At 72.5% G+C, this 26429-nt stretch carries 17 protein-coding genes; 15 read left to right on the forward strand and 2 right to left on the reverse strand.

Features of this window, described 5'->3' with window-relative positions:
- Positions 1-5 precede the first annotated feature (5 nt).
- From ACWCP2_RS33595 to galE, 11 genes are all read left to right on the forward strand, one after another.
- Positions 6-1544 (forward strand): CYTH and CHAD domain-containing protein, encoded by a 1539-nt coding sequence (locus tag ACWCP2_RS33595; protein ID WP_450912348.1) that lies wholly within the window; start codon positions 6-8, stop codon positions 1542-1544.
- Between the two features lie 102 nt (positions 1545-1646).
- Complete coding sequence (locus tag ACWCP2_RS33600; protein WP_450912349.1) at positions 1647-3572, forward strand: TIGR03960 family B12-binding radical SAM protein; 1926 nt, start codon at positions 1647-1649, stop codon at positions 3570-3572.
- A 143-nt stretch (positions 3573-3715) separates the two neighbouring features.
- On the forward strand, positions 3716-6706 hold the full coding sequence (locus ACWCP2_RS33605) for a hypothetical protein (protein WP_450912350.1): 2991 nt from the start codon (positions 3716-3718) through the stop codon (positions 6704-6706).
- Positions 6707-6839: 133 nt separating this feature from the next.
- Positions 6840-7934: a hypothetical protein gene (locus tag ACWCP2_RS33610; RefSeq protein WP_450912351.1), complete on the forward strand. Its 1095-nt coding sequence runs from the start codon at positions 6840-6842 to the stop codon at positions 7932-7934.
- Between the two features lie 134 nt (positions 7935-8068).
- Positions 8069-8860, forward strand: coding sequence for a TIGR03936 family radical SAM-associated protein (locus ACWCP2_RS33615; RefSeq protein WP_450912352.1), 792 nt, complete (start codon positions 8069-8071; stop codon positions 8858-8860).
- 245 nt (positions 8861-9105) lie between these two features.
- Positions 9106-13095: an Rne/Rng family ribonuclease gene (locus ACWCP2_RS33620; protein ID WP_450912353.1), complete on the forward strand. Its 3990-nt coding sequence runs from the start codon at positions 9106-9108 to the stop codon at positions 13093-13095.
- 359 nt (positions 13096-13454) lie between these two features.
- Entirely contained in the window at positions 13455-13775 is a 321-nt protein-coding gene (gene rplU, locus ACWCP2_RS33625; RefSeq protein ID WP_214950890.1) for a 50S ribosomal protein L21, read from the forward strand.
- A 13-nt stretch (positions 13776-13788) separates the two neighbouring features.
- Entirely contained in the window at positions 13789-14043 is a 255-nt protein-coding gene (gene rpmA / locus ACWCP2_RS33630) for a 50S ribosomal protein L27 (protein ID WP_030013081.1), read from the forward strand.
- 180 nt (positions 14044-14223) lie between these two features.
- Entirely contained in the window at positions 14224-15666 is a 1443-nt protein-coding gene (gene obgE / locus ACWCP2_RS33635) for a GTPase ObgE (RefSeq protein WP_450912354.1), read from the forward strand.
- A gap of 130 nt (positions 15667-15796) precedes the next feature.
- Entirely contained in the window at positions 15797-17419 is a 1623-nt protein-coding gene (locus tag ACWCP2_RS33640; RefSeq protein ID WP_450912355.1) for a glycosyltransferase family 2 protein, read from the forward strand.
- Positions 17420-17474: 55 nt separating this feature from the next.
- Complete coding sequence (galE, locus tag ACWCP2_RS33645; protein WP_450912356.1) at positions 17475-18464, forward strand: UDP-glucose 4-epimerase GalE; 990 nt, start codon at positions 17475-17477, stop codon at positions 18462-18464.
- Between the two features lie 76 nt (positions 18465-18540).
- Here galE and ACWCP2_RS33650 read toward each other — a convergent pair whose 3' ends face one another.
- On the reverse strand, positions 18541-19755 hold the full coding sequence (locus ACWCP2_RS33650; protein WP_450912357.1) for a glycosyltransferase: 1215 nt from the start codon (positions 19753-19755) through the stop codon (positions 18541-18543).
- Positions 19752-22631 (reverse strand): bifunctional glycosyltransferase/CDP-glycerol:glycerophosphate glycerophosphotransferase, encoded by a 2880-nt coding sequence (locus ACWCP2_RS33655; RefSeq protein WP_450912358.1) that lies wholly within the window; start codon positions 22629-22631, stop codon positions 19752-19754. The genes ACWCP2_RS33650 and ACWCP2_RS33655 overlap by 4 nt, the downstream gene beginning before the upstream one ends.
- 156 nt (positions 22632-22787) lie before the next feature.
- Between ACWCP2_RS33655 and ACWCP2_RS33660 the strand changes: the two genes are divergently transcribed.
- The 4 genes from ACWCP2_RS33660 to ACWCP2_RS33675 all read left to right on the forward strand — a co-directional run bounded on the left by ACWCP2_RS33660 (position 22788) and on the right by ACWCP2_RS33675 (position 26077).
- On the forward strand, positions 22788-23789 hold the full coding sequence (locus ACWCP2_RS33660; protein ID WP_450912359.1) for a glycosyltransferase family 2 protein: 1002 nt from the start codon (positions 22788-22790) through the stop codon (positions 23787-23789).
- A 167-nt stretch (positions 23790-23956) separates the two neighbouring features.
- Entirely contained in the window at positions 23957-24343 is a 387-nt protein-coding gene (locus tag ACWCP2_RS33665) for a GtrA family protein (protein ID WP_450912362.1), read from the forward strand.
- Between the two features lie 109 nt (positions 24344-24452).
- Positions 24453-25580 carry a glutamate 5-kinase gene (gene proB, locus ACWCP2_RS33670; RefSeq protein ID WP_450912360.1) on the forward strand — a complete coding sequence of 376 codons (1128 nt, stop codon included), beginning with the start codon at positions 24453-24455 and terminating at the stop codon, positions 25578-25580.
- Between the two features lie 98 nt (positions 25581-25678).
- Positions 25679-26077, forward strand: coding sequence for a hypothetical protein (locus ACWCP2_RS33675; RefSeq protein ID WP_450912363.1), 399 nt, complete (start codon positions 25679-25681; stop codon positions 26075-26077).
- The last annotated feature ends 352 nt before the right edge of the window (positions 26078-26429 follow it).

The raw sequence follows: 26429 nt of genomic DNA on the forward strand, positions 1-26429 counted from the left end.
GAACCATGGCGGACACGAAGCGCGAGATCGAGCGCAAATTCGAGTTCAGGACCACCAAGGCCGGACGGCGCGGCGTACCCGACCTGACGGGCACGGCCGCCATCGCGGCCGTGACCGACCAGGGCACGGCCGAGCTCGACGCCGTCTACTACGACACCCCCGACCAGCGGCTCGCCGCCGACGGGCTCACCCTGCGCCGCCGCACCGGCGGCAAGGACGCCGGCTGGCACCTGAAACTGCCCGTCGCCCCCGGCGTGCGCGACGAGATCACCGCCCCCCTCGGCGACACCGTCCCCGCCGAGCTGGCCGCGCTGCTGCGCTCCCGCGTCCGCGACGCCCCGCTGGAACCCCAGGTCAGGCTCCTGTCCTCACGCAAGGTCAGCCACCTCCTCGACGCCGACGGCGCCCTCCTCGCGGAACTGTCCACGGACGCCGTACGGGCCGAGCGCGCCGACGCCACCGCGGCCTGGACCGAGGTGGAGGTCGAGCTCGCCGACGGCGCCGACCCTGCGCTGCTCGACGCGGTGGAGAAGACCTTCCGCAAGGCCGGACTCGACGTCAGCGACGCCCCCTCGAAGCTCGCCCGGGCGCTGACCGAGACCGGCGGGGAACCCCCGGCCCGTACGAGCGGCCCCGAGGCGGGCCCGGGCAGCGCCCCGGCCGCGGACTCGGTGGGCGCGCACGTGCTCGCGTACCTGCGCGAACAGCGCGACACCCTCATCGCCCAGGACCCCGCCGTCCGCCGCGGGCTGCCCGACTCCGTCCACCAGATGCGGGTCGCCACCCGGCGCCTGCGCAGCGCCTTCAAGACCCACCGCCGGGTCCTGGACCCCGCCGCGACCGGCCCGATCGGCGAGGAACTGCGCCGGCTCGCCACCGAGCTCGGAGTCGACCGCGACCAGGAGGTGCTGCTGGAGCGGATCCAGTCCGGGCTCGACGCCCTCCCGCGCACCCTGGTGCTCGGCCCGGTCCGCGGCCGGCTGAAGATCTGGAACGTCGCCCGGCGCACCGGCTCGCGCCGCGCGGCTCTGGCCGCCCTCGACAGCCGGCGCCACGTGGCCCTGCTGAACTCCCTCGACGCCCTGCTCGCCGACCCGCCCCTGCTGAAGGCCGCCGCCCGGCCCGCCGAGTCGGCCCTGCCCGCGGCGGTCCTCGCGGACTACGAACGCCTCGCCCACCGGATCGCCGGCGCCCTGTCCATGGACCCCGGCGAGGCACGCGACCTGGCCCTGCACGAGGCCCGCAAGGCCGCGAAGCGCGCCCGGTACGCGGCCGAGGCGGCGGTCCCGGCGCTCGGCAAACCCGCCCGCAAGCTGGCCAAGTCCGTGAAGGCGGTCCAGAGCCTGCTCGGCGACTACCAGGACGGGGTCGTCGCCCGCGAAGCCCTGCGCGCACTCGCCGTCCAGGCGGCCGGCGCGGGGGAGTCGGCCTTCACCTGGGGCGTGCTCTACGCCCGGGAGGAGGCGCTGGCCGAACGCCGCGAACGGGAGCTGCCCCAGGTGTGGGCGGCGACCGCGGGCCCGGCGGCGGCGGTGCGCGGCTGATCTCCGCGGGGCTGATCTCCGGGCGGCCGGTCTTCGGGCAGGGGCGCTCCGGGGCCCGGGGTACGCTTGAGAGTCGCCCCCTGCCCGCTTCACGAAAGTCGCGTGATGACCGAATCGGTCTTCCCTCAGCTTGAGGCCCTGCTTCCGCACGTCCAGAAGCCGATCCAGTACGTCGGCGGTGAGCTCAACTCCACGGTCAAGCCGTGGGAGAGCGCCGACGTCCGCTGGGCGCTGATGTACCCGGACGCGTACGAGGTCGGACTCCCCAACCAGGGCGTCATGATCCTGTACGAGGTGCTGAACGAGCGCGAGGGCGTGCTCGCGGAGCGCACCTACAGCGTGTGGCCGGACCTCGAAGAACTGATGCGCGAGCACAAGGTGCCGCAGTTCACCGTGGACAGCCACCGTCCCGTCTCGGCCTTCGACGTCTTCGGGCTCTCCTTCTCCACCGAGCTCGGCTACACGAACATGCTGACGGCGCTGGACCTCGCGGGCATCCCGCTGGAGGCGAAGAACCGTACGGTCGACCACCCCATCGTGCTCGCGGGCGGCCACGCGGCCTTCAACCCCGAGCCGATCGCAGAGTTCATCGACTGCGCGGTCATCGGCGACGGCGAGCAAGCCGTCCTCGACATGACCGAGATCATCCGTGCGTGGAAGGCCGAAGGCCGCCCCGGCGGACGCGAAGAGGTGCTCCTGCGCCTCGCGAAGACCGGCGGCGTGTACGTACCGGGCTTCTACGACGTCGAGTACCTGCCGGACGGCCGCATCGGCCGCGTGGTCCCGAACCGCTCCGGCGTGCCGTGGCGCGTGTCCAAGCACACCGTCATGGACCTCGACGAGTGGCCCTACCCCAAGCAGCCCCTGGTCCCGCTCGCCGAGACCGTCCACGAGCGGATGTCCGTGGAGATCTTCCGCGGCTGCACTCGCGGCTGCCGTTTCTGCCAGGCCGGCATGATCACGCGTCCCGTACGGGAGCGAAGCATCACCGGCATCGGCGAGATGGTCGAGCGCGGGCTGAAGGCCACGGGCTTCGAAGAGGTGGGTCTCCTCTCCCTCTCCTCGGCGGACCACACCGAGATCGCGGACATCGCCAAGGGCCTGGCCGACCGCTACACGGACGACAAGGTGGGCCTGTCCCTCCCGTCGACCCGCGTGGACGCCTTCAACGTGGACCTGGCCAACGAGCTGACCCGCAACGGCCGCCGCTCCGGTCTGACCTTCGCCCCCGAGGGCGGCTCCGAGCGCATGCGCAAGGTCATCAACAAGATGGTCTCGGAAGAGGACCTGATCCGCACCGTCGCCACCGCGTACGGCAACGGCTGGCGCCAGGTGAAGCTGTACTTCATGGTCGGCCTGCCGACCGAGACCGACGAGGACGTCCTCCAGATCGGCGACATGGCGGTCAACGTCATCGCCAAGGGCCGCGAGGTCTCCGGCCAGAACGACATCCGCTGCACCGTCTCCATCGGCGGCTTCGTCCCCAAGCCGCACACCCCCTTCCAGTGGGCCCCGCAGCTGTCGGCGGAGGAGACGGACGCCCGCCTGGGCAAGCTCCGCGACAAGCTGCGCGGCGACAAGAAGTACGGGCGCTCCATCGGCTTCCGCTACCACGACGGCAAGCCCGGCATCGTCGAGGGCCTCCTGTCCCGCGGCGACCGCCGCATCGGCGACGTCATCCGCGCCGTGTACGAGTCGGGCGGCCGCTTCGACGGCTGGCGCGAGCACTTCAGCTACGACCGCTGGATGCAGGCCGCGGAGAAGACCCTCCCGGCGTACGGCGTCGACGTGGCCTGGTACACGACCCGCGAGCGCACCTACGAGGAGGTCCTGCCCTGGGACCACCTCGACTCGGGCCTGGACAAGGACTGGCTGTGGGAGGACTGGCAGGACGCCCTCGACGAGACCGAGGTCGAGGACTGCCGCTGGACCCCGTGCTTCGACTGCGGCGTCTGCCCGCAGATGGACACCAGCATCCAGATCGGCCCGACGGGCAAGAAGCTGCTGCCGCTGTCGGTCGTGAAGTAGCGCGTCCGCGCCCCCGCCCGTGACGACGGCCCGCCCCTTTTCCGGGGCGGGCCGTCGTCGTGTCCGGGGGGTTCGCTAGGATCCGCTGGCCCCGAGCCACAGTGACCGACATGCGGCGGGGCGGTAGATCCTGGGGGGATCACATGCTGCAACTCTTCAAGGGCGTCCGCTGTCGGGGGAGAGCCGGACGCCACGGCGCCCTCGCGCTCGTCGCGCTGGTCATCGCCGTCCTGGCCGCGCTCGTCGCACCGGCCGGCGCGGCCACCGCCGCCACCGCCGCCGTCGCGCCGAAGGACGGGGGACGGGCCGAGGCCGCGGCCGCGCCCGCCGCCGGGGCGTCCGGGCCCACCGCCGACGGGGCGCCCGAGGCGGCGCCCGCGCCGAAGGCGCCGCCCGCCCCGCCCGAGCGCGAGCAGCCCGACCCCAGGGCCGCGCGGGCCGACGCGGCCCGCGAGATCAGCCGCGGCGCGGCGGCCGAGACCTGCTCGGGCGCCATCGCCCCGGACACGGTCCACACCTGCACCCAGCCTCAGGGGCCCGGACCCTTCCGGTTCACCTTCCCGCTGACGGCGGCGACCGACCTGGTCCTCGTCCAGGCCGTCACCCTGAACGACGGCGGACCCGCGTACACGAAGCTGACCGGGCCCGACGGAGCCGCGGTCACCTGCACCAACCCGCAGCCCTCGTACGGCGAGGCGAGCTGCCCCACGACCAAGGCGGGCGCGTACACGCTGGACGTCAGCTCCTCCTCGGCGGCCGGTTTCTCGGTCTCCTACCGGTCGTTGGCCTCCAGCACCACCTGCACCGCCGTCGCCGCGTCCGCGGCCACCCTCGGGGCGCCGAAGCTCTACGGGGCCACCGTGGCGGCCGGCTCCACCGGTGACTGCTACCGCCTGCCGACGAACATCGTCACCGGCTCCGTCGTCCGCGTGCACCTGACCTCGTACCAGGTGCGGGGCACCGTCTTCGACGCCTCCGGCAAGCCGGTCTGCTCCACCCGGGACGCCAGTTCCCAGGACTTCGACTGCAAGCTGACCGGGACCGCCCCGTACACCGTGCTGATCAGCGAGGACTACGGCCGCAGCGCGGACTACGGCCTGAGCGTCGCCCGCCTGTCCAACGCCGCCCGCTGCCCCGTCGTCGAGGAGCAGGCCTACGGCACCGTCCCCGACGCCACCTCCACGGCGCCGTGCCGGACCCTGCACGTCACCACCGCGGGCCTCCACACCTTCGGCCCGACCGAGGTCCCCTCGTGGATCTCCGGTCAGCTCTTCCGGGCCAACGGCACGGCGGCCTGCACGCCGAAGCTCCTGAAGCCGTGCAACCTCTCCGTCGGTTCGTACACCTGGGCGCGCGACTCCAGCAACACCGGCACCGAGGCGTACGGCATCTGGTTCCACGCGACCGGCCAGTCCGCCGGCTGCACGGACGTCCGCGACGACGGCTTCGCCTCCGGCCCGGCGACCGGCTCCTTCACCGGACCCGGCCAGCGGCTCTGCCGGACCCTCCCGACGGCCACGGGCAAGGGGCTCTACCTCTACGACAACCCGCCGGCGGACGGCGGTGCGGACGTGAGCACCACGGTCTACGACGCCAAGGGCGCGCAGCAGTGCGAGGCCACGAGCCGCTTCGCCGTCTGCAAGCTGACCGGTACCGCCCCCTTCCGCGCGGTCCTCAACGGACCCGCCACGGGAAGCTACCGGATGATCATCCACGGCACGGGCAACACCGCGGGCTGTGCCACCTGGAACAGCACCGCCTTCGGGCCTTCCCCGGGAACCCGGTTCGACCTGACCGCGGACCGGCAGGTCAGGTGCCTCGCCCTCGCGGCGGGCAAGCACGCGACCGCGGAGATGATCGACTACACGAACACCAGCAACCGGGTCAACGCCTCGGTGCAGATCTACGACGCCGCCGGTGACCAGGTGTGCAGCACGGTCGGCGGCTCCACGACCAGCTGCGCGCTCAAGGCCGCCCCGGCCTACGCGGCGCTCCTCCTCGGCACCGGCTCCGCCGACAGCTACCGGCTGGTCCGCCGGGACATCTCGCAGACCGCGAAGTGCCCCGCGCCCACGTCGCTGACCGTCGGCGGCGCGTCCACGGGCTACACCTTCAGGTCCGCCCTGGACAGCACCTGCGTGCAGTTCAAGACGGCCGCCACGGACAAGCTCGTGATCTCGGAAAGGACCCCCGAAGCGGCGTACCGCACCGGCGCGGTGCTCATGGTGGTCGACGCCTCCGGGAAGTTCCTCTGCCGGCAGTGGGGCACCGCCTGCCGGGTCACCGGCTCGACGGGGTACCTCGTCTACGTGCTGGCCTCCGGCTACGACGGCAGCACGCCCATCGCGGCGCACATCGACACCTGGCGGGTCGCCACCGCGGCCGGCTGGGCCCCGGAGTGCACCGGCAAGCGCATCGGGGCGGAGAACTTCCCGCCGCGCAAGGGCACGCTGACCGAGGACGCGGCGGGCTACTGCGCCGTCGCCGACATGAAGCCGGGCCAGCGCTTCGACGTCCACGGCGCGGACGACAGCAAGGCGAGCATGACCAATCCCAACGTGGAGCTGCTGAGCCCCACCGGTTTCACCGGCTCGGGCCTCGACCCGCTGGTGCAGTGCGGCAACGACAACGTCGGTGACTTCCGCTTCTCCTGCGCCGTCTCGGCCAACGCCCCGAAGGGCGAGTACCTGTTCCTGCTGGACGCGTACACGGCGGCCACCCCGCTCAAGTACCAGATGCAGGGCGTCTGCGCCTCCGGGTGCGCCGTCTGGCCGAAGCAGGCCGACGCCACCTCGCTGACGCCCGCGACGAGCCCCGCCCAGACCCTCACCAAGGTGACCCTGCGCGGCGTGAACCTGACCCTCGGCACCGAGATGGAGTTCAGGTCCGCCAACGGCGGGAGCGACATCTCCTCGCGGATGGTCCGGGCGACCTCGGTCAACACCGCCGGGACGGTCCTCGTGGTGCAGGTCAGCACCTTCGGCGCCGCGCCGGGCACCTACGACCTGGTGCTCGACTCCCCGGGATTCTCCTCGGGCACCCGCTCCCCGGGGTACCTCCCCGGTGCGTACAAGGTGACCGCGGCTCCGCCGTCCGCGCGGACCGCGCCCGGCGGACATCCGGCGGCGAACTGACCCGCCGGCGAACCGGCCCGCCGGCGACGGCCCGTACCACCCCGCGCGGGGCGGTACGGGCCGTCGCCGCATCCGGACCGGCCCGCGGGGCGTTCCCCGCAACGGCGGGGGCCCCCGCGGAGTCCTTAACTGCATGGAACCGCAGAAGACGCCCGCACCCGGGGGAGAAGGCTGCCTCGTCGGAGCCGTACGGATCCCCGTGAAGATCGTGGCCGTACTGGTCGTGCTGCCCCTGCGCGTGGTCTGGGACCTGCTCGTCGCCTTCGCGCGCATGCTGAACCGGAGCGTGCTCGGGCCGCTGGGACAGGGGGTGCGGTGGCTCTGGGAGCGGGCCGCGCTGCCGGTGCTGCGGGGGACCGGATGGCTGCTCGGGGTCCTGTTCAAGCTGGTCTTCCTCTGGCCCTGGGCCGGTCTGTGGCGTTACGCCGTGCTCCCGGTGGCGCGGGCCGCGTACGCGTACCTGCTCAAGCCGGCCGGCACGGGGCTCTGGCGGTACCTGCTGGTCCCGCTCTGGAAGTACGGGCTGCTGCCCGCCGGACGGGGCATCGCCCTGCTGCTCGCGGGCGCCGTCCGGTACCTGCTCGTACGGCCGGCCGGCGCGCTGTACCGGTACGTCCTCACCCCCGTCGGGCACGGACTGCGGTGGCTGGCCCGGACGGTCGCGGCGGCCGCGGCCTGGCTCGCCAAGGCGCTCTTCGTCCGGCCCTGGGTGGCGCTGTGGCGGCATCTCGTGCGGCCCGTCGCGGCGGGGCTCTGGACGTACCTGCTCGCGCCGGCCGGGCGGGGCGTGTGGGCGTACCTGCTCGTGCCCCTCTGGCGGCTGCTCGTCGGGGCATGGCACCTGGCGGGGCGGGTGAGCCGGACACTGGGGCGCGGGCTGGTGCGGCTGTGGCGGTGGGCCGTCGTGCGGCCCGCCGCGTGGCTGCGCCGGCACGTGCTCACCCCGGTCGCCAACGTGCTGCGGGCCGGGTGGAACGCCGGCCGCCGCGCCGCCCGCTCGGTGCACCGGCAGGCGATCGCTCCCGCCGGCCGCGCGATCGGCGAGGTGTGGCGGGCCTCCCGCCGGGCGGTGCGCGAGGCGCGGGCCGACGTACGGCGGGCGGTGTTCGGGGGGCCGCCCCGGGAACCGGCGAGGTCACGGGCGCGTACTCTGGGTAGTAACAGAGCCGCAGGCGACACGCCCGCCGCCATGCAGAGCCCGACGAGCTCCCTGCACAAGCAGGGGTGAGCCGGAGGGCACCGGGCGCGGAGTGGCCTGCAGGCCCCACAGACCTCAGGGCGACGCGCGAGCCGCGGAGCCCCGCACAAGGAGATGAACCACTGGGCAAGCGACAGCCCGAAGGCCCGCCTCCCGCACCGGTGGTGCAGCGCATCCGACTGCGCTACACCAAGCGCGGCCGCCTCCGGTTCACCAGCCACCGGGACTTCCAGCGCGCCTTCGAGCGGGCCCTGCGCCGCTCCGAGGTGCCCATGGCCTACTCGGCGGGATTCACCCCGCACCCCCGCGTCTCGTACGCGAACGCCGCCCCGACCGGGACCGGCAGCGAGGCCGAGTACCTCGAGATCGCCCTCGCGGAGACCCGCGACCCCGCGGTCCTGCGCGAGCTGCTCGACGAGTCGATGCCCGTCGGCCTCGACATCATCGACGCCGTCGAGGCGCACACCTCCGGTCTCGCCGACCGGCTGACGGCCTCCGTGTGGGAGCTGCGCCTGGACGGCGTGGAGCCCGGGGACGCGCAGAAGGCCGTCGGCGCCTTCCTCGCGGCCGAGGCCGTGGAGGTCCAGCGCCGCACCAAGAACGGCATGCGCACCTTCGACACGCGCGGCGCCGTGGTCGGTCTGGAAGTGGTTCCCGCAACGGCGACCGCAGAGGCTGATAGGCCCCTGGACAATGCTTGTGCGATACTGCGGCTGGTTGTTCGGCATTTGACACCTGCCGTTCGACCCGACGACGTCCTGTCCGGTCTCCGAGCTGTGGCCGACCTAACGCCGCCGGTCCCCGCTGCGGTGACCAGGCTGGCGCAGGGGCTCTTCGACGAGGAGTCCGGCACGGTGACCGACCCGCTCGCGCCCGACCGCGAGGCTGTCACGACCGCCCCACCCACGGCGGCCGTAACCGCCGACGCGAAGGCGCCGGAAGGTCCCGCCGCGTAAGGAACGTCGTCGTCGCGCAGCCCTGGGACTCGGGAGCCACCTGGGTCGGGCCGCGCACGGACAGACCTGAAGACTTGAAGACTTCCGCCAGGCCGTACGCACTACACGTACGGAACCGGCGGCCATTGAACTGAGCTCCCGTGTGGCGAACGCGCCCCGGAGGCCGGCTCCGCGCTCATTACGCGGAGCCGTGCCGGACCGGAAGTCAGCCGCGGCGCCCGGGAGCGTGACGGGAGAAACCCCGCATGCTCAACAACGAAAACGACAGCACCGCCAACACCGCCGCCGACGCAGGCAGCCCGAGCGACAACCTGCCGCCGCGCAGGCGCCGCCGTGCCGCGTCCCGCCCGGCGGGCCCGCCGGGCGGCCCCGTGGCCGCCGCCGAGGCCGCTCCCGCGCCCGTGGCCGCCGCGCCTCCCGCCGAGGAGGCCGCTCCGGCCGCCGCCCCGGCCCGTACCCGCCGCCGCGCGACCCGCGCCGTGGCCGCCCCCGAGGCGTCCGCAGCCGAGGTCGTGGTCGAGGCTCCCGCGGCGGCCCCCGTCGAGGCCGCCCCGGCCGCTCCCGCCGAGGAGCCCGCCGCTCCCGCGCCGCGTGCCCGTCGCCGTGCCACCCGTGCGTCCACCGCTCCCGAGGCTCCGGTCGTGGAGGCTCCCGTCGTGGAGGCCGCCCCGGCCGCCCCGGCCGAGGAGCCCGCCGCTCCTGCTCCGCGTGCCCGTCGCCGTGCGACCCGCGCCGTGACCGCTCCGGAGGCGCCCGTCGCCGAGGTCCCGGTCGCCGCTCCGGTCGTGGAGGCCGCCCCGGCCGCTCCCGCCGAGGAGCCCGCCGCTCCGGCGCCTCGTGCCCGTCGCCGCGCCACCCGCGCCGTGACCGCCCCCGAGGCGCCCGCCGCGGAAGCCGCCGCCCCCGCCGAGGCCGTCGTGGCCGAGGCTCCGGCCGCCGCCCCCGCCAAGGCCACCGTCACCGTGGCCGACGCCGTGGACTCCCCGAAGCGCGGCGGCCGCCGCCGCGCCACCCGTTCCACCACCGCCCCGGCCGCCGCCGCGCAGCCGGTGGCTCCCGCCGCCGAGGCCCCGGCCGCCGAGGCTCCGGCCCGCGGCCGCCGCGCCGGCCGTCCGGCCGTCGCCGTGTTCCAGGCCCCGGTGTTCGCCGAGCCGATGTTCCAGACCCCGGAGACCGCCGCCATGATGGCCGCGGCCGCCGCTGCCGCCGCCCCGGCCGAGGAGGCCGAGGAGGAGGAGCTCGACCTCGTCGAGGCCGAGGCCGAGACCGAGGCCGCTCCGGCCCCGCAGCCCACCGGCCGTCGCCGCCGCCGCGGCCGTGGCGCCGCCGCCGAGACCGCCGCACCCGCGGCCCCGGCTCCGGCCGCCGCCGCGCCGTCCGGCCCGGTCACGCTGGCCGACGTGGAGCAGGTCGAGGACGAGGCCGAGACCGAGTCCTACGAGGACGAGACCGACGAGTCGGGCGACCGCCCGTCGCGCCGTCGCCGTCGCGGTGGCCGTCGCCGCCGTCGCGGTGAGGCCGCCGACCTCGACGAGTCCGCCGAGGAAGAGGCCGAGGAGGCCGAGTCCGCCGAATCCGCCGAAGAGGCGGACACCGAAGAGTCCGATGACGACGAGGAGAACGGCGCCCTCGGCTCCAGCTCCAGCCGTCGTCGCCGGCGCCGCCGCCGTCGCAGCGGTGACGGAGGCACGGACGCCGACGCCGCCGAGGACGACGGCGTGCGCACGGTCGTCAAGGTCCGCGAGCCGCGCCCGGCGCGCGAGCGCGCTGAGTCCCTCGCGTCCGGCTCCACCTCCTCCGACGAGGTCCAGTCCATCAAGGGCTCGACCCGCCTGGAGGCCAAGAAGCAGCGCCGCCGCGAGGGCCGCGAGCAGGGCCGCCGCCGCGTTCCGATCATCACCGAGGCCGAGTTCCTGGCCCGCCGCGAGGCCGTCGAGCGCGTCATGGTCGTCCGTCAGGCCGGCGAGCGCACCCAGATCGGCGTCCTCGAGGACAACGTGCTCGTCGAGCACTACGTCAACAAGGAAGAAGCCACCTCGTACGTCGGCAACGTCTACCTGGGCAAGGTCCAGAACGTGCTGCCGTCCATGGAGGCCGCCTTCATCGACATCGGCAAGGGCCGCAACGCCGTCCTGTACGCCGGTGAGGTCAACTTCGAGGCGCTCGGCATGGCGAACGGGCCGCGCCGCATCGAGTCCGCCCTCAAGTCCGGCCAGTCGGTCCTGGTGCAGGTCACCAAGGACCCGATCGGCCACAAGGGCGCCCGCCTGACCAGCCAGGTCTCGCTGCCCGGCCGCTACCTGGTCTACGTGCCCGAGGGCTCGATGACCGGCATCAGCCGCAAGCTGCCCGACACCGAGCGCGCGCGCCTGAAGACCATCCTCAAGAAGATCGTCCCCGAGGACGCGGGCGTCATCGTGCGCACCGCCGCCGAGGGCGCGAGCGAGGACGAGCTGCGCCGCGACGTCGAGCGCCTGCAGGCCCAGTGGGAGGACATCCAGAAGAAGTCGAAGCAGATCTCGACCTCTTCGCCGAGCCTCCTGTACGGCGAGCCGGACATGACCGTCCGCGTCGTGCGCGACATCTTCAACGAGGACTTCTCGAAGGTCATCGTCAGCGGTGACAGCGCCTGGGAGACCATCCACGGCTACGTGAACCACGTGGCCCCGGACCTGGCCGACCGGCTGTCGCGCTGGACCTCCGAGGTGGACGTCTTCGCGACGTACCGGATCGACGAGCAGCTCGCCAAGGCGCTCGACCGCAAGGTGTGGCTGCCCTCGGGCGGTTCGCTTGTGATCGACAAGACCGAGGCGATGATCGTCATCGACGTCAACACCGGCAAGTTCACCGGTCAGGGCGGCAACCTCGAGGAGACCGTCACCAGGAACAACCTGGAGGCGGCCGAGGAGATCGTGCGCCAGCTGCGGCTGCGCGACCTCGGCGGCATCGTGGTCATCGACTTCATCGACATGGTCCTGGAGTCCAACCGCGACCTGGTCCTGCGGCGCATGCTGGAGTGCCTGGGCCGTGACCGCACCAAGCACCAGGTCGCCGAGGTGACCTCGCTGGGTCTGGTCCAGATGACCCGCAAGCGCGTGGGCCAGGGCCTGCTGGAGTCCTTCTCCGAGACCTGCGTCCACTGCAACGGCCGCGGCGTCATCGTGCACATGGACACCCCGACCGTGGTCGGCGGCGGTGGCAACGGCAAGCGCTCCAAGCGCCGCGGTGGCCAGGGCGCCGGGCACGACCACGACCACGAGACCGAGTCCGTGGACACCGCCGAGGGCGATGTCTACGAGATCGAGACCGAGGCGGAGCTGGCTGCCGAGGTGGCCGCCCCGATCGCGCTGCCCGAGCCCTCCTTCGTCGACGACGAGGAGCTCTACGGCAGCCCGGCCGAGGCCGAGGCCGCTGCCGGCGGAGTGAGCGGGCGCCGCAACCGCCGCCGCGCCACCCGCAAGGCGACCGCTCCGGCGGGCGCCCCGCGCGGTGCGGCTACGGACCGCGCCCCGGCGGCTCCGGCCCCGGCTCCTGCCCCGGTGGCCGAGGCCGAGGACGTTCAGGTCGCCGAGGTCGTCGAGGCGCCCGAGCCCGAGGCCGTCGTCGAGACGGTCGAGACCGTCGAGGCCGTCGTCGCGGAGCCGGTCGTGGAGGAGGCCCCCAAGGGCCGCACCCGCCGCCGTGCCACCCGTAAGGCGACCGCTCCGGCGGGCGCCCCGGCCGAGGCGGTCCAGGCCCCGGAGCCGGTGGCCGAGGCCTCCGTGGCCGAGCCCGAGCCGCAGCCCGAGGCCGTCGTCGAGGCCGCGCCGGCCGTCGTCGAGGCCCCGGCCGAGGCCGAGGCCGCGCCGGCCCGTCCGCGTCGCCGTGCCACCCGTAAGGCCACCGCTCCGGCCGGTTCCCCGGCGGGCGCGGAGGCGGCCGTGCTGGTCGTCGAGGCGCCGGTCGAGGCGCCCGTCGAGGCGGCGCAGACCCCGGCCGAGACCGTCGTGGAGGAGGACGCCCCGGCGGCTCCCGCCAAGAAGGCGGTCCGCAAGACGGCCGCCAAGAAGACGGCCACGACCGCGGCGAAGAAGGCCCCGGCCAAGAAGGCGGCGGCCGTGAAGAAGACGGCGGCCAAGAAGACGACGACCGCCAAGACGGCCGCGAAGAAGACGGTCGCGAAGCGGGCGACGAAGAAGACCGCGGCGGCCGAGCAGCAGACGCTGCCCTCCGTCTCGGCTCCGACCGAGGCCTGACCGGCCGGATCCCGCTCCACCGGCCCCCGTCCGGCACGCCTGGTGCCGGGCGGGGGCTTCGGCCTTCCCGGCCGTCAGCGCCCCGCTGAGCCGCCTTCCCGGCCCCGCGGGGCCGGGGGCGCCCGTCCCCGCGCCCGCCCCACGGCCGTCCCCAGGGCTCCGCAAGGCCCCGTAGGAGCTCGGTTTGACCCCTCCGACCGGGCCCCGTAACCTAGGTCGCTGGCGTGTCTATGCACACGCCAATCCACTGAGCACCTCACCTCCCGTACCGCCTCGCGGTTCGGGGGAGGCCGGCCTGCGGTTCACGCGGGGCCGGCTGGCTTCAGGGGTTCCCGATTTCGAGTGAGAGAGAGATCCGCGTGTACGCCATCGTGCGCAGCGGTGGTCGCCAGCACAAGGTTGCTGTCGGCGACATCGTTGAAGTTGACAAGATTCCCACTGCCAAGGTTGGCGACACGGTCGAGCTCTCGACCCTGCTCGTTGTCGACGGCGAAGCCGTGACCAGCGACCCGTGGGTCCTGGCCGGCATCAAGGTCCAGGCCGAGATCGTGGACCACCACAAGGGTGCCAAGATCGACATCCTTCGGTACAAGAACAAGACCGGCTACCGCCGTCGCCAGGGTCACCGCCAGCAGTACACGGCGATCAAGGTCACCGGTATCCCCGCGGCTGCGAAGTAAGAGGGACTGAGACATGGCACACAAGAAGGGCGCATCGTCCACCCGGAACGGGCGCGATTCCAACGCTCAGCGGCTCGGCGTGAAGCGCTTCGGCGGTCAGGTCGTTTCCGCTGGTGAGATCCTCGTCCGCCAGCGCGGCACCCACTTCCACCCGGGTTCGGGTGTCGGTCGTGGTGGCGACGACACGCTGTTCGCGCTGCAGGCCGGTTCGGTCGAGTTCGGCACGCACCGTGGCCGCAAGGTCGTCAACATCGTTCCGGCCGCCTGATTTCAGCTCCTGCTGAATCGGTAGTCGAAGCATCCCGAGGGCGGATCTCAGCTCTTCCCGGCGCGAGCCGGGAAGAGAGGTCCGCCCTCGGCGCGTTGTCACATAGACACGTTTAATGGGTAGCAAGGCCTACCCGCCCGGGCTTTCCGGGTTATTCCCGCTGTATCTGGAGGAACAACCATGACCACCTTCGTGGACCGCGTCGAGCTGCATGTCGCCGCGGGTAACGGGGGCCACGGCTGCGCCTCCGTTCACCGGGAGAAGTTCAAGCCGCTCGGCGGCCCCGACGGCGGCAACGGCGGCCGTGGCGGCGACGTCATCCTGGTGGTGGAGCAGGCTGTCACCACCCTGCTGGACTACCACCACAGCCCCCACCGCAAGGCCACCAACGGCAAGCCCGGCGCGGGCGACAACCGTTCCGGCAAGGACGGCGAGGACATGATCCTCCCGGTGCCGGACGGCACCGTCGTCCTCGACAAGGAGGGCAACGTCCTCGCCGACCTCGTCGGCCAGGGCACCACCTACGTGGCTGCCGAAGGCGGCCGCGGCGGCCTCGGCAACGCGGCGCTGTCCTCCGCGCGCCGCAAGGCGCCCGGCTTCGCGCTCCTCGGTGTCCCCGGTACCGGCGGCGACGTCATCCTCGAGCTCAAGACCGTCGCCGACGTGGCGCTGGTCGGCTTCCCGAGCGCCGGCAAGTCCTCGCTGATCTCGGTGCTCTCCGCGGCCAAGCCGAAGATCGCCGACTACCCCTTCACCACGCTCGTCCCGAACCTGGGCGTCGTCACCGCGGGCGCGACGGTCTACACGATCGCCGACGTCCCCGGCCTCATCCCCGGCGCCAGCCAGGGCAAGGGCCTGGGCCTGGAGTTCCTGCGCCACGTCGAGCGCTGCTCGATCCTCGTGCACGTGCTGGACACCGCCACCCTGGAGTCCGACCGCGATCCGCTCGCCGACCTCGACGCCATCGAGGAGGAGCTCAAGCTCTACGGCGGTGGCCTGGAGAACCGGCCGCGCCTCGTCGTCCTGAACAAGGTCGACATCCCCGACGGCAAGGACCTCGCCGAGATGGTCCGCCCGGACCTGGAGGCCCGCGGCTACAAGGTCTTCGAGGTCTCCGCGGTCGACCGCACGGGCCTGAAGGAGCTGTCCTTCTTCCTCGCCGAGGTCATCGCGAAGTTCCGCGCCCGCAAGCCGAAGCAGGAGGCGACCCGCATCGTCATCCGGCCGAAGGCCGTGGACGACTCGGGCTTCACCATCACCTACGACGAGGCCGAGGACGTGTACCGCGTGCGCGGCGAGAAGCCGGAGCGCTGGGTCCGCCAGACCGACTTCAACATCGACGAGGCCGTCGGCTACCTCGCCGACCGCCTCAACCGCCTCGGCGTCGAGGCGGCGCTGAAGAAGGCCGGTGCCCGTGCCGGCGACGGCGTCGCGATCGGTTCCGACGACAACGCGGTCGTCTTCGACTGGGAGCCGACGATGATGGCCGGAGCCGAGATGCTGGGCCGCCGCGGTGAGGACCACCGTCTGGAGGCGCCGCGTCCGGCGACCACGCGCCGCAAGGAGAAGGAAGCCGAGCGGGATTCCGCGCAGAAGGAGTACGACGAGTTCCGTCCCTTCTGACGGGCCCCTGACCTAGGGCGGCGGCCGGAACTCCGGCCGCCGTCACAGGCTCGTCACAGGATTCCGGTTATCCCCCGTTCGGGTGGCCCGTCTTAAGGTGACGTTTACCCAGGTGGCCTAGGATCCACGAGTGACGAGCACCCATACCCCCGCAGTTGCCGTCGTCGTGATCGCGTACAACGATGCCGAGCTCGTCGGTCAGGCCGTCTCCTCGGCTCTCGCCCAGGGTCCGGTCGTCGCCGAGGTCATCGCGGTCAACGATGCGTCGAGCGACGGCACCGCCCAGGTGCTGGACGAGCTGGCGGCCCGCCACCCCCGCGTGAAGGTCGTGCACCGCACGGAGAACAGCGGGGGCTGCGGTACCCCCCGCAACGACGGCATCGCGGTCGCGACCGCCCCGTACGTCATGTTCCTGGACAGCGACGACGTCCTGCCCCCCGGCGCGATCGACGCCCTGGTGCGCGCGGCCGGTGAGCACCGCTCGCCGGTCACCGTCGGCTCCTGCGTCCGCCGTGAACTGCCCGAGAGCCGCGACGTGCCCTGGGTGCCCGGCCTGTACACGCCGGGCGAGGTCATCGAACGCCCGGCGGACCGGCCGGAGCTGGTCCGCGACACGCTCTGCGTCAACAAGCTGTACGAGCGGGCCTTCCTGGACATGTACGGGATCCGTTTCCCGGACGGCCGGTTCATCTACGAGGACTTCGTGTTCACCGCCCGCGTGCTGGCGGCCGGCCCCCGCATCGCGGTGATCGGCGACCTCGTCTACGTGTGGCACGTGCGCCGCAACGCCGCCCAGGTCTCCATCTCCCTGGACCGCAAGGACGTGGGCAACTGGCGTGCCCGGGTGGAGGCCCACCGGGTGGCCTCCCGGCTCATGACCGCCTCCTCGCCCGAGCTGGGCCGGGCCTGTCAGGTCAAGTTCCTGGAGTACGACCTGCGCATGTACCTGCGCGAGCTCGGCCAGGACCCCGGCTACCAGGCCGCCTGGTGGACGCTGACCCGTGACTACGTCGCCGGGTTTTCCGAGGCCGACATCGAGGCCGCCGGAGCGCACGCGCGCTGGATCGTCCGCGTGCTGCTCGCCTCCGAGGCGCCGCCCGCCCCCGCCGACCTGCACCGCCTGGTCCGCTTTGCGGCCGATCCGCCCCGCCTGCTGCCCCCGTACGCCACCGGCCCCTCCGGGGCGCCGGTCTGGAGCGACACGCTGCCGGTGGAGCTGGACGGGCTCGAGAAGCTGGGGACGGCGCAACTGCCCGTCACCATCGATGCCGAGCCGAGCGGATTCGCCGGGCTCCGGATCCGGGTGCACGACCTGTACGGGCGGCTCGCCGCGGCCGGCCCGCGCACCGTCCAGCTGCGTTTCCAGCCCCGGGGCGACCTGGGCGAGCTGCTGGTCGCCGAACCGGTGGAGCTCGTACCGGCCGCGGACGGCGACGGGTGGACCGCGGAGCTGCCCTTCCGGCTCACCACGCTGGCGAGCCTCGGGCGGGGCGAGGGCCGGCGGGGCCTGCAGGCGTGGGACGTGAAGCTGTACGTGGAGTGCGCGGACGGGAGCTCCGTGCTCACCTCCCCGCGCCCCCTGCGCCGCCTGCTCCACCGGCGGGTGCTGCCCAGCAGCCGGTACGGTGTGCTGTTGGCGCAGCCGTACCGCACCACCGGGGGATCCCTGGCGCTGCGGCTCGCGCCGGGTGCCGCGGGCGTCGTGAGCCTGGCCCGCCACCGGTTCAACCGGGCACGGATAGTCCGCGGCTAGGCCGCGGCCGGCGCGGGACAACGAAACTCGGGACGAGAGAGCTAGGGAGACACGCATGACGTTTCTGATCACTGGTGGTGCCGGTTACATCGGGGCGCACGTCGTCCGCGCGATGCTGCTCGCGGGTGAGGAGGTCGTGGTGCTGGACGACCTGTCCACCGGCAACGCCGGCCGCGTCCCGGAGGGCGTCCCGCTGGTGGTCGGTTCCGTGCTGGACCGGCAGTTCCTCGACGAGACCTTCGCCCGGCACCGGATCACCGGCGTGGTCCACCTGGCGGGCAAGAAGCAGGTCGGCGAGTCCGTCGAGAAGCCGCTGCACTACTACGAGGAGAACGTGGGCGGCCTCACCGTCCTGCTCCAGGCCGTGGCGGCCGCGGGCGTGCGCAACTTCCTCTTCTCCTCCTCCGCCTCCGTGTACGGGATGCCCGACGTGGACCTGGTCACGGAGGAGACCCCGTGCCTGCCGCTGAGCCCGTACGGCGAGACGAAGCTGGCCGGTGAATGGCTGGTCCGCGCCGCGGGCAAGGCCCACGGCATCTCCACCGCCTGCCTGCGCTACTTCAACGTGGCGGGCGCCGCGGCCCCCGAGCTCGCCGACACCGGGGTCTTCAACCTGGTCCCGATGATCTTCGAGCGGTTCGGCAAGGGCGAGGGCGCCCGGATCTTCGGCGACGACTACGCGACCCCGGACGGCACCTGCATCCGCGACTACATCCACGTCGCCGACCTCGCGGAGGCCCACGTGGTGGCCGCCCGCAAGCTCGTCGAATGGGGCGCGCAGGGCGAGTACAAGGACCTCACCGTCAACATCGGCCGCGGCGAGGGCGTTTCCGTCCGCGAGATGGTCGAGCTGGTGAACGAGGCCACCGGGCACACCGACCCCGCCTACGCGCCCGTGGTCTCCCCGCGCCGCGCCGGCGACCCGGCGAAGGTCGTCGCCTCCGCCGACCGGATCACGGCGGAGCTGGGCTGGAAGGCCCGCCACGACGTGCGCGAGATGATCACCTCGGCCTGGGAGGGCTGGGAGGCCCACCGCACGGCCTGAAGCCCGCAGGACGCACACGCGAAGCCGCCCGCCCCGGTCGATTCCGGGGCGGGCGGCTTCGTACGTGCTACCGGGCTCAGCGCTCCAGGAAGGAGAACAGCTCCTCCCACCGGTCGGTGATCTCGACGCTGGAGTACCGCTGCACGTTGCGGAAGGCGGCGTCGCCGAGCCGGTCGCGCAGTTCGCGGTCGGCCATCAGCCGCTCCAGCTGTCCGGCCAGCTCCATGGTGTTCCCGAGCCGGGCCAGCAGCCCGTCCTCGCCGTGCGTCACGATCTCCCGGACGCCCGGAGCGCAGTCGAAGGCCGCCACCGGCACGCCGGCGGCCATGGCCTCCAGCAGCGTGATCGGGAAGCCCTCGGCGCGCGAGGCCTGCGCGAAGACGGAGGCCCCGTTCAGCGCGCCCAGCACATCGCTGGTGCTGCCCATCCACTCCACGGAGTCGTCCAGGCCGAGCCCGGTGGCGTACGCCCGCAGGGTCGCCTCCTCCGCGCCGGCCCCGTAGATCCGCAGGACCCAGTCGGGGTGGTGCGGGGCGGCGTCGGCCCACGCGTCGAGCAGCAGGTCCATGCCCTTCTCGAAGGCGAGGCGGCCGACGGTCGCCACGACCTTCTCGGTGCGCGGGGCGGGGGAGCCGGGCATGAACGGCAGCGGGTTCGGCATGCTGGAGACGTTCTCCATGCCCGCGCGGATCCAGAGGTCCGAGTCCTCGGGGGTCAGCACCAGCATGCGGTCGACCTGCCGGTAGTACCGGCGGACCCGCTGGCCCCTGGAGGACCTGTTGCTCGCCTCGAAGGACTCGTGGCTCATGCCGATCACCGAGCACCCCTTGGTGTCGGCCAGGGCCACCCACTCCATCGCCCAGATCTGGGTGACGATCACCACGGCGCCGGGACGGGCCGCGCGCAGCAGCGCGCCCAGCTGGTCCGCCTTGGCCTGCATCTTCGCCCTGCGGGCCGCCTGCCGGCGCCGTTCGGGCGCATTGAGCCGGCCCTTGATGCCGTGCAGGCTGCGGGCCGCCGGCGGGCGGGCGTCGTACAGCGTGGTCACCGCGTAGGGGAGGTCCGCCGGGAGCTGCTGGCGGATCTCCTCGTCGACGGGGCTGATGCCGATGATGTGGACCCGGTGCCCGCGGTCGGTGAACAGCCGGGCCATCTGGTGCGACCAGGTGGTCACGCCACCGAGTTCGTCCACGCTGTTGGAGACGAGGAAGATGTCCCGGCCACCGGCGGCCTCCGCCGGGGTGGCCGGGGACTGCGGGGTCTGCGGGGCGGTGGAAGTCTGCTCGCTCACTTGCCGCTCCTGGTGAAGAACTTCTCGACGATCTGCCGGGCCGCGTCCCCGCGGTCGTACTCGCCGAACTCGGCGAGGAAACGCTGGCGCGCCTCGGCGTACTTGGCGTCCGCCTCGTCGAAGGCGGCGAGGGCCTGGAGCAGTTCGTCCGCGGTGGCGACCACCGGGCCCGGGGCCTTCTCCTTGAGGTCGAAGTACGTGCCGCGGATGTCGTTCGCGTACTTCTCGTAGTCGTACGCGAAGAACAGCATCGGCCGGTCCAGGACCGCGTAGTCGAACATCACGGACGAGTAGTCCGTGATCAGCCCGTCGGCGAGCGCCAGCAGCGGGGTGATGTCGTGGTGCCTGGACACGTCGATGACCCGGCCCGCGACCGACGGCGGCAGCGTCACGCTGTTGAGGTAGTGGGTGCGCACCAGCAGGGTGAAGCGGTCACCGAGCCGGTCGGCGAACTCCTCCACGTCGAAGGGGAACTCGAAGCCCTCCACCGTGCCGTCCGCGCTCGCCCGGAAGGTCGGCGCGTACAGCAGCACCTTCTTCTCCGGGTCGATCCCGAACTCGCCGGCCAGGGGGCCGCGGACCCGCTCGCCGCTCTGCGCCTCGGAGCGGTGGGCCTCGACCAGGGCGTCGTTGCGCGGGTAGCCCGTGCGCAGCAGCACCTCGTCACGCAGCCGGAAGCCCTTGGCGAGGGTGCGGGCGTCGTGCTCGGAGCGGATCAGGAAGTGGTCGAAGCGGTCGACGGCCGCCTGGAAGCGCGCCTGGCCGCCCTGGTCCTGCGCCTTGGTGCGGGGCTCGTGGAAGCCCATCCGCTTGAGGGCCGAACCGTGCCAGGTCTGGATGTACGTGGTCCCCGGGCGCTTGGCCAGCGCCAGCGGGAAGCCCTGGTTGTCGACCCAGTACTCGGCCTGGGCCAGCGCCCGCAGGTAGGCCCAGCTCCAGCGCCGCACCAGGGTGGCCTCCTTGGGGAAGCCGGTGGGCTTGCCGCCCGCGTGCGCCCAGATCGCCTCGAACTGCACGCCGGAGCGCACCAGCTCCTCGTAGATCGCCTTCGGGCTGTCGCTGTACTGCTTGCCCATGTGGCTCTCGAAGACGACCGTGCCCTTCTTGATGGGCAGCTTCGAGAAGACCTCGTGGTAGACCTTGACCTTCTGCTCGCCCGAGCCCAGGTTGCGGCGGGCCCGCAGGGCCTTGCGCAGGCTCCGCTTGACCACGCCGGCGGCCTTGCCGTGCATCGCGCCGTCGATCAGCGCCTGGGTGTGCACGGCGGCGGCGCCCTCGGCGGTCAGGACGTAGGAGAGGTTGCCCTTCTTGGTCATCTCCGGCGCGAAGCGGTCAGAGACCAGGCGGGTCAGCCTCGGGCGCACGCGCAGCCGGGCCGCCTTCTCCAGGTCGACCGCGCCGACGGAGACGCGGGTGGTGAGCCGGTCCCTGCCGACCGTCAGCTTCAGGCGTACGTCCCAGACCGCGTCGATGATGCCGAGCGGGCGGACCGTGCCGCGGACGTCGGCCGTGGTCTTCCACTCGATCGTGTCCCCGGCGTGGCGCACGGACTCCACCGGGAAGCTGAAGGAGCGGACGCCGATCTGCCGGCGGGCGCGGAACTCCAGCGTGGCCTTCAGATCCGCGTCGGGGCGGATCCGGCCCAGCGGGTTCACGATGGCGCCCGACATGGTGACCGTGCCGCGGCCGTCGTCCTCGTACGCGGTGAGGCGGTTGCCCAGCGCGAGGGAGGAGAGCGGGGCGCCGGCGTAGGACTGGTTGGTGACGTCCAGTATCCGGCGGGCCTCGTCCGCGTCGGGACCGTCGATGTGCTGTTCGCACCAGTAGACGCGTCCGTCGCGCTCGGCGAGCGGGGACGTCAGCCGGCCGTGGTTGGTCATGGCGTCGGCGGCGAGCAGGAGGTTGTCCCAGTCCTCCTTGCCGAGCAGGTAGGCGCAGATGGCCTGGATGTTGCTGACGTTGTCGTACGCGGCCGGGTCGATGCCGGCCAGGTAGCCGTTCGCGAGCCGGGCGAACTCCTGGCGGTAGGCGTCGTCGAGCAGCGGCAGGTCCCGCAGGTGGAGCACCAGGTCGTGCTTGAGGAACTTCGCGTCCTTCGCGGACTTGATCTCCGCGTGGCCCTTGGACGCCAGCAGCTCGTCCACCCGGCGGTGGATCTCCATCCGGTGGACGAAGTTCTCGATCTCGTGGCGCCGGTTGCTGATCGACTTCGCCGAGGCGCTCTCCAGCACGTTCCAGTAGTAGACGTGGTTCGGGATGAGCGTGATGCGGCGGGCGGCGACGTAGGCCTGCGCGGAGAAGAGCAGGTCCTCGTAGTGGATGCCCACCGGGAACTCGAGGCCCTGCTCCAGCAGGAACGCACGCCGGTAGCACTTGTTCGTGGAGAGGGTGTCGTAGACCAGCAGGTCCGGGTACTCGGTGATCGACTCCAGCGTGCGGGTGCGCGCGTAGATCCACGGGTACCACTCGGTGGTCTTGCCCGAACGGCTGTCGAGGTGGACCCGGACGCACATGCCGGAGACCAGGTCGGACCCGGTGCGCTCGGCGGCGTCCAGCATGTTGCGGCAGGCGTTGCGGTCCAGTACGTCGTCGCTGTCCAGGAACATGACGTAGGTGCCGGTGGCTTGCTGGATGCCGTGATTGCGCGGAGCGCCGCAGCCCCCGCTGTTCTCCGGCAGCCGGAAGGCGCGCACCCTGCCCGGATGCGCGGCTTCGAGCTTCTGGGCGACCGCGTAGGACCCGTCCTTGCTGCAGTCGTCGACGATCACGACCTCGACCCCGTGCAGGGTCTGGTCCAAAACCGACTGGACGGCTGCCGGGAGACGCTCTGCGTCGTTGTAGACGATGACGACCACGGAGACGTCAGGCACGTGCACCTCGATCCCTCTGTTTCTTTGCGTTTATCCCGTCAAAGCTACCCTGTGCCGCACTCGTGCCCGGCAGGGCGGCCACCGCCGTGCATACTTCTAACGAAGAGGTGAGTGGCCGGTCCGGTCGCCGTAAATCACCCGTTCGGACCGCAGGAAGTGTTCATGAAGCTGTCTGTAGTAGTCCCTTGCTACAACGAGGAAGCTGTCATCGACAGCTTCGACACGGAGATTCGCAAGGTTCTGGACGCGCTTCCCGTCGAGTACGAGGTTTGCTACGTCGACGACGGTAGCCGCGACGGAACCCTCGGCAAACTCCGCAAGATCGCGGCGCAGTACCCCGACGCGACCCGCTACGTCTCCTTCAGCCGCAACTTCGGCAAGGAGGCGGGCATGCTCGCCGGCCTGCGCGAGGCGACCGGCGACGCCGTCGTCATCATGGACGCGGACCTCCAGCACCCGCCGGAGCTCATCGCCACGATGCTCGAGTACTACCGGCAGGGCCATGACCAGATCATCGCCCGCCGCACCCGTGAAGGGGACAAGAAGCTCCGCACGGCGCTGAGCCGCCTCTACTACCGGGGCATCAACCGCTGGGTCGACGTGGAGCTCACCGACGGCGTCGGCGACTTCCGGCTGCTGTCGCGCCCGGCCGTGGACGCGCTGCTGTCGCTGCCCGAGTACAACCGCTTCTCCAAGGGCCTCTTCTCCTGGATCGGTTTCGACACGGTCCACTTCGACTACCGCAACGCGCAGCGCGAGGCCGGCGAGACGAAGTGGAAGTTCGGCGCCCTGCTGAACTACGGCATGGACGGCCTCATCTCCTTCAACAACCGGCCGCTGCGCATCGGCATCTGGTCGGGCGTGTCGCTGGTGGCGCTGACCGTGCTCTACGCCGTGTGGATCGCGATCATGGCGATGACCAACGGGGTGGAATCCCCGGGCTACGTCACGATCGTCGCGCTCATCGCGGGCCTGGGCGGCGTCCAGATGATCATGCTGGGCCTGATCGGCGAGTACATCGGCCGCATCTACTACGAGAGCAAGCGCCGGCCGCACTTCCTGGTGAAGGAGTCCCACGGCGCCGACCGGACGTCCAGGACCACGGACGCCCGTGACGGGCTGCTGTCCGGAACCCAGGCCGTGATCGCGGAGCGAAGCAACTGATGTCACGCACGACGAAGGGGCAGCCGGCCGGGCAGCACGATGCGCAGCCGGCCGGGCAGCGGGAGCCGGACACGGGGTCGTCGGCAGCGCAGTCGTCGGCAGCGCAGTCGGCCGCGCAGGCGGCCGCCGACCGGAAGGCCAAGCTGGGCCAGATCATCCGGTTCGGCATGGTCGGCGGGGTCAACACGGGGACCTTCTTCGTCCTCTACCTGGTCCTGCACCCGTGGATGCCGTACTTCGCCGCCTACTCCCTCGCCTTCGTCCTGGCGATGGTCGGCTCGTTCTTCATGAACACCTACTTCACCTACCGGACCCGGCCGACCTGGAAGAAGTTCCTGCTCTTCCCGCTGACCAACATCACCAACTACGTGATCCAGTCGGCCGGCCTGTACGCCCTGGTGACCTGGGCGGGCATGAACACCAAGATCGCGCCGCTGGTCGCGGCCGTCGTGGCCATCCCCTTCACCTTCGTCATCTCCCGCAAGATCCTCATTCCCGGAACGGGCGGAGCGGCCGGGGAACCGGAGCAGACCCACCGCGCGTCCACGCTCTGAAACCGGCGGGCGTCTCCGCCCGGCCACCCCGTAGATTGGGCGGGCAGGTTCACAGGGCAGGTTCGACAGGTCCGGTCGAGGACCGAGGGTCAAGGGTCAGGGGACAGAAGTGTCAGCGGCTAGGCAGGGTGTGCTCGACGCGCGCAGGATCGTGGTCAAGGTCGGCTCCTCCTCCCTGACCACCGCGGCCGGCGGACTCGACGCCGACCGGGTGGACGCACTGGTCGACGTACTGGCCAAGGCGCGCAGCGGCGGCGAGAAGGAGATCGTCCTGGTCTCCAGCGGAGCCATCGCCGCCGGACTCTCCCCGCTCGGCCTGCGCCGCCGCCCCACCGACCTGGCCCGCCAGCAGGCCGCCGCGAGCGTCGGCCAGGGCCTCCTCGTCGCCCGCTACACGGCCTCCTTCGCCCGGTACGGCGTACGCGTCGGCCAGGTGCTCCTGACCACCGACGACACGAGCCGGCGCGCGCACTACCGCAACGCCTACCGGACCCTGGACCAGCTCCTGGCCATGGGGGCGCTGCCCGTCGTCAACGAGAACGACACCGTCGCCACCGACGAGATCCGCTTCGGCGACAACGACCGCCTCGCCGCCCTCGTCGCCCACCTGGTCCGCGCCGACCTCCTCGTCCTGCTCTCGGACGTGGACGGCCTCTACGACGGGGACCCCTCCCAGCCCGGCGCCAGCCGCATCGACGAGGTGCGCGGCCCCGAGGACATCGCGCACGTCACCATCGGCAGCGTCGGCAAGGCGGGCGTCGGCACCGGCGGCATGGCCACCAAGATCGAGGCGGCCCGCATCGCCGCCGCCGCCGGCATCCCGGTCGTCCTCACCTCGGCCAGCCAGGCCGCGGACGCCCTCGCCGGGCGGGAGACCGGCACCCTCTTCCACTCCACCGGACGCCGCTCCACGGACCGGCTGCTCTGGCTCCAGCACGCCTCGGCCCCGCAGGGACACCTCGTCCTGGACGACGGCGCCGTCCGCGCGGTGACCGAACGCGGCGGCTCGCTGCTGCCCGCCGGGATCGCCGCGGTCGAGGGCGACTTCGTCGCCGGGGACCCCGTGGAATTGCGCTCGGCCGACGGCCGGGCGGTGGCCCGCGGGCTCGTCAACTTCGACGCCAAGGAGCTCCCGCAGCTCCTCGGGCGCTCCACGCGCGAGCTCGCCCGGGAACTCGGACCCGCCTACGAGCGGGAGGTCGTCCACCGCGACGATCTGGTCCTGCTACAGGGCTGAGGTTTACGTAAAACCGCCGCGCGGTCGGCCGAGGACTGGTCAACTGTGAGGGGCGGACACGCGGAGCGCAGACAAGGAGGCGGCTGGTGAGACGAGCGCTGACCAGCGTCGGCACCGGGGACGGTGACGTCGGCGGGAGCGGGGAGGACCGGGACGACTCCCGCCTGTGGCACATCACCCTGAGCGTCTCCGGAAAGCCCGCGCCGCTGTGCGACGTACGCCGTGGGCTGGAGCAGCTCGCCCATGACCACCCCTTCCTGCTGACCAGCCGCTACGCCGACGACCACGCGGAGATCCGCTACTGGGAGGAAGCCCGCGACCTCCACGACGCGGCGGCCGTGGCGCTGCGGCTCTGGGGGGAACACCGCTCCTCGGCGAAGCTCCCGCCCTGGGAGATCGTCGGCCTGGAAGTCATCGACCGCGCGACGTACCACCAACGCGTCGCCGAGGGCTACGGCCCACCCCCGGCCCACCCGGTGGGCGTGCACCCCTACTAGACGCGCGCCTCGCACGGCTCGGCCCTGGCGGGCCTTACCGGCTTCGCCGCGCTGCGCCGGACTCCGTCCGGCGGTGGCGGGTCGGTGCCGGGGCCACTGCCGGTCCGGCTCGGGGCCGGAGGGCGGGTGCGGGTGGGCGGGCCCTGCGGGGCGGAGTCCCCTACCCGCCCTTCGCCCGTTCCCCGGGGCTGCGCCCCGGACCCTTGCCGCGTGCGGCGCCGTTGCCGGGGGCCGGCCCCCGGACCCCCGCTCCTCAAACGCCGGAGGGGCTGGATACACCCAGGCGCGGGGTCTGGGGCGGGGCCCCAGGGGGTCCGGGCGCAGCCCCGGACCCCCCCCCACCCCGCCGCCG

It is taken from the genome of Streptomyces sp. NPDC002104 (genome assembly GCF_053593795.1).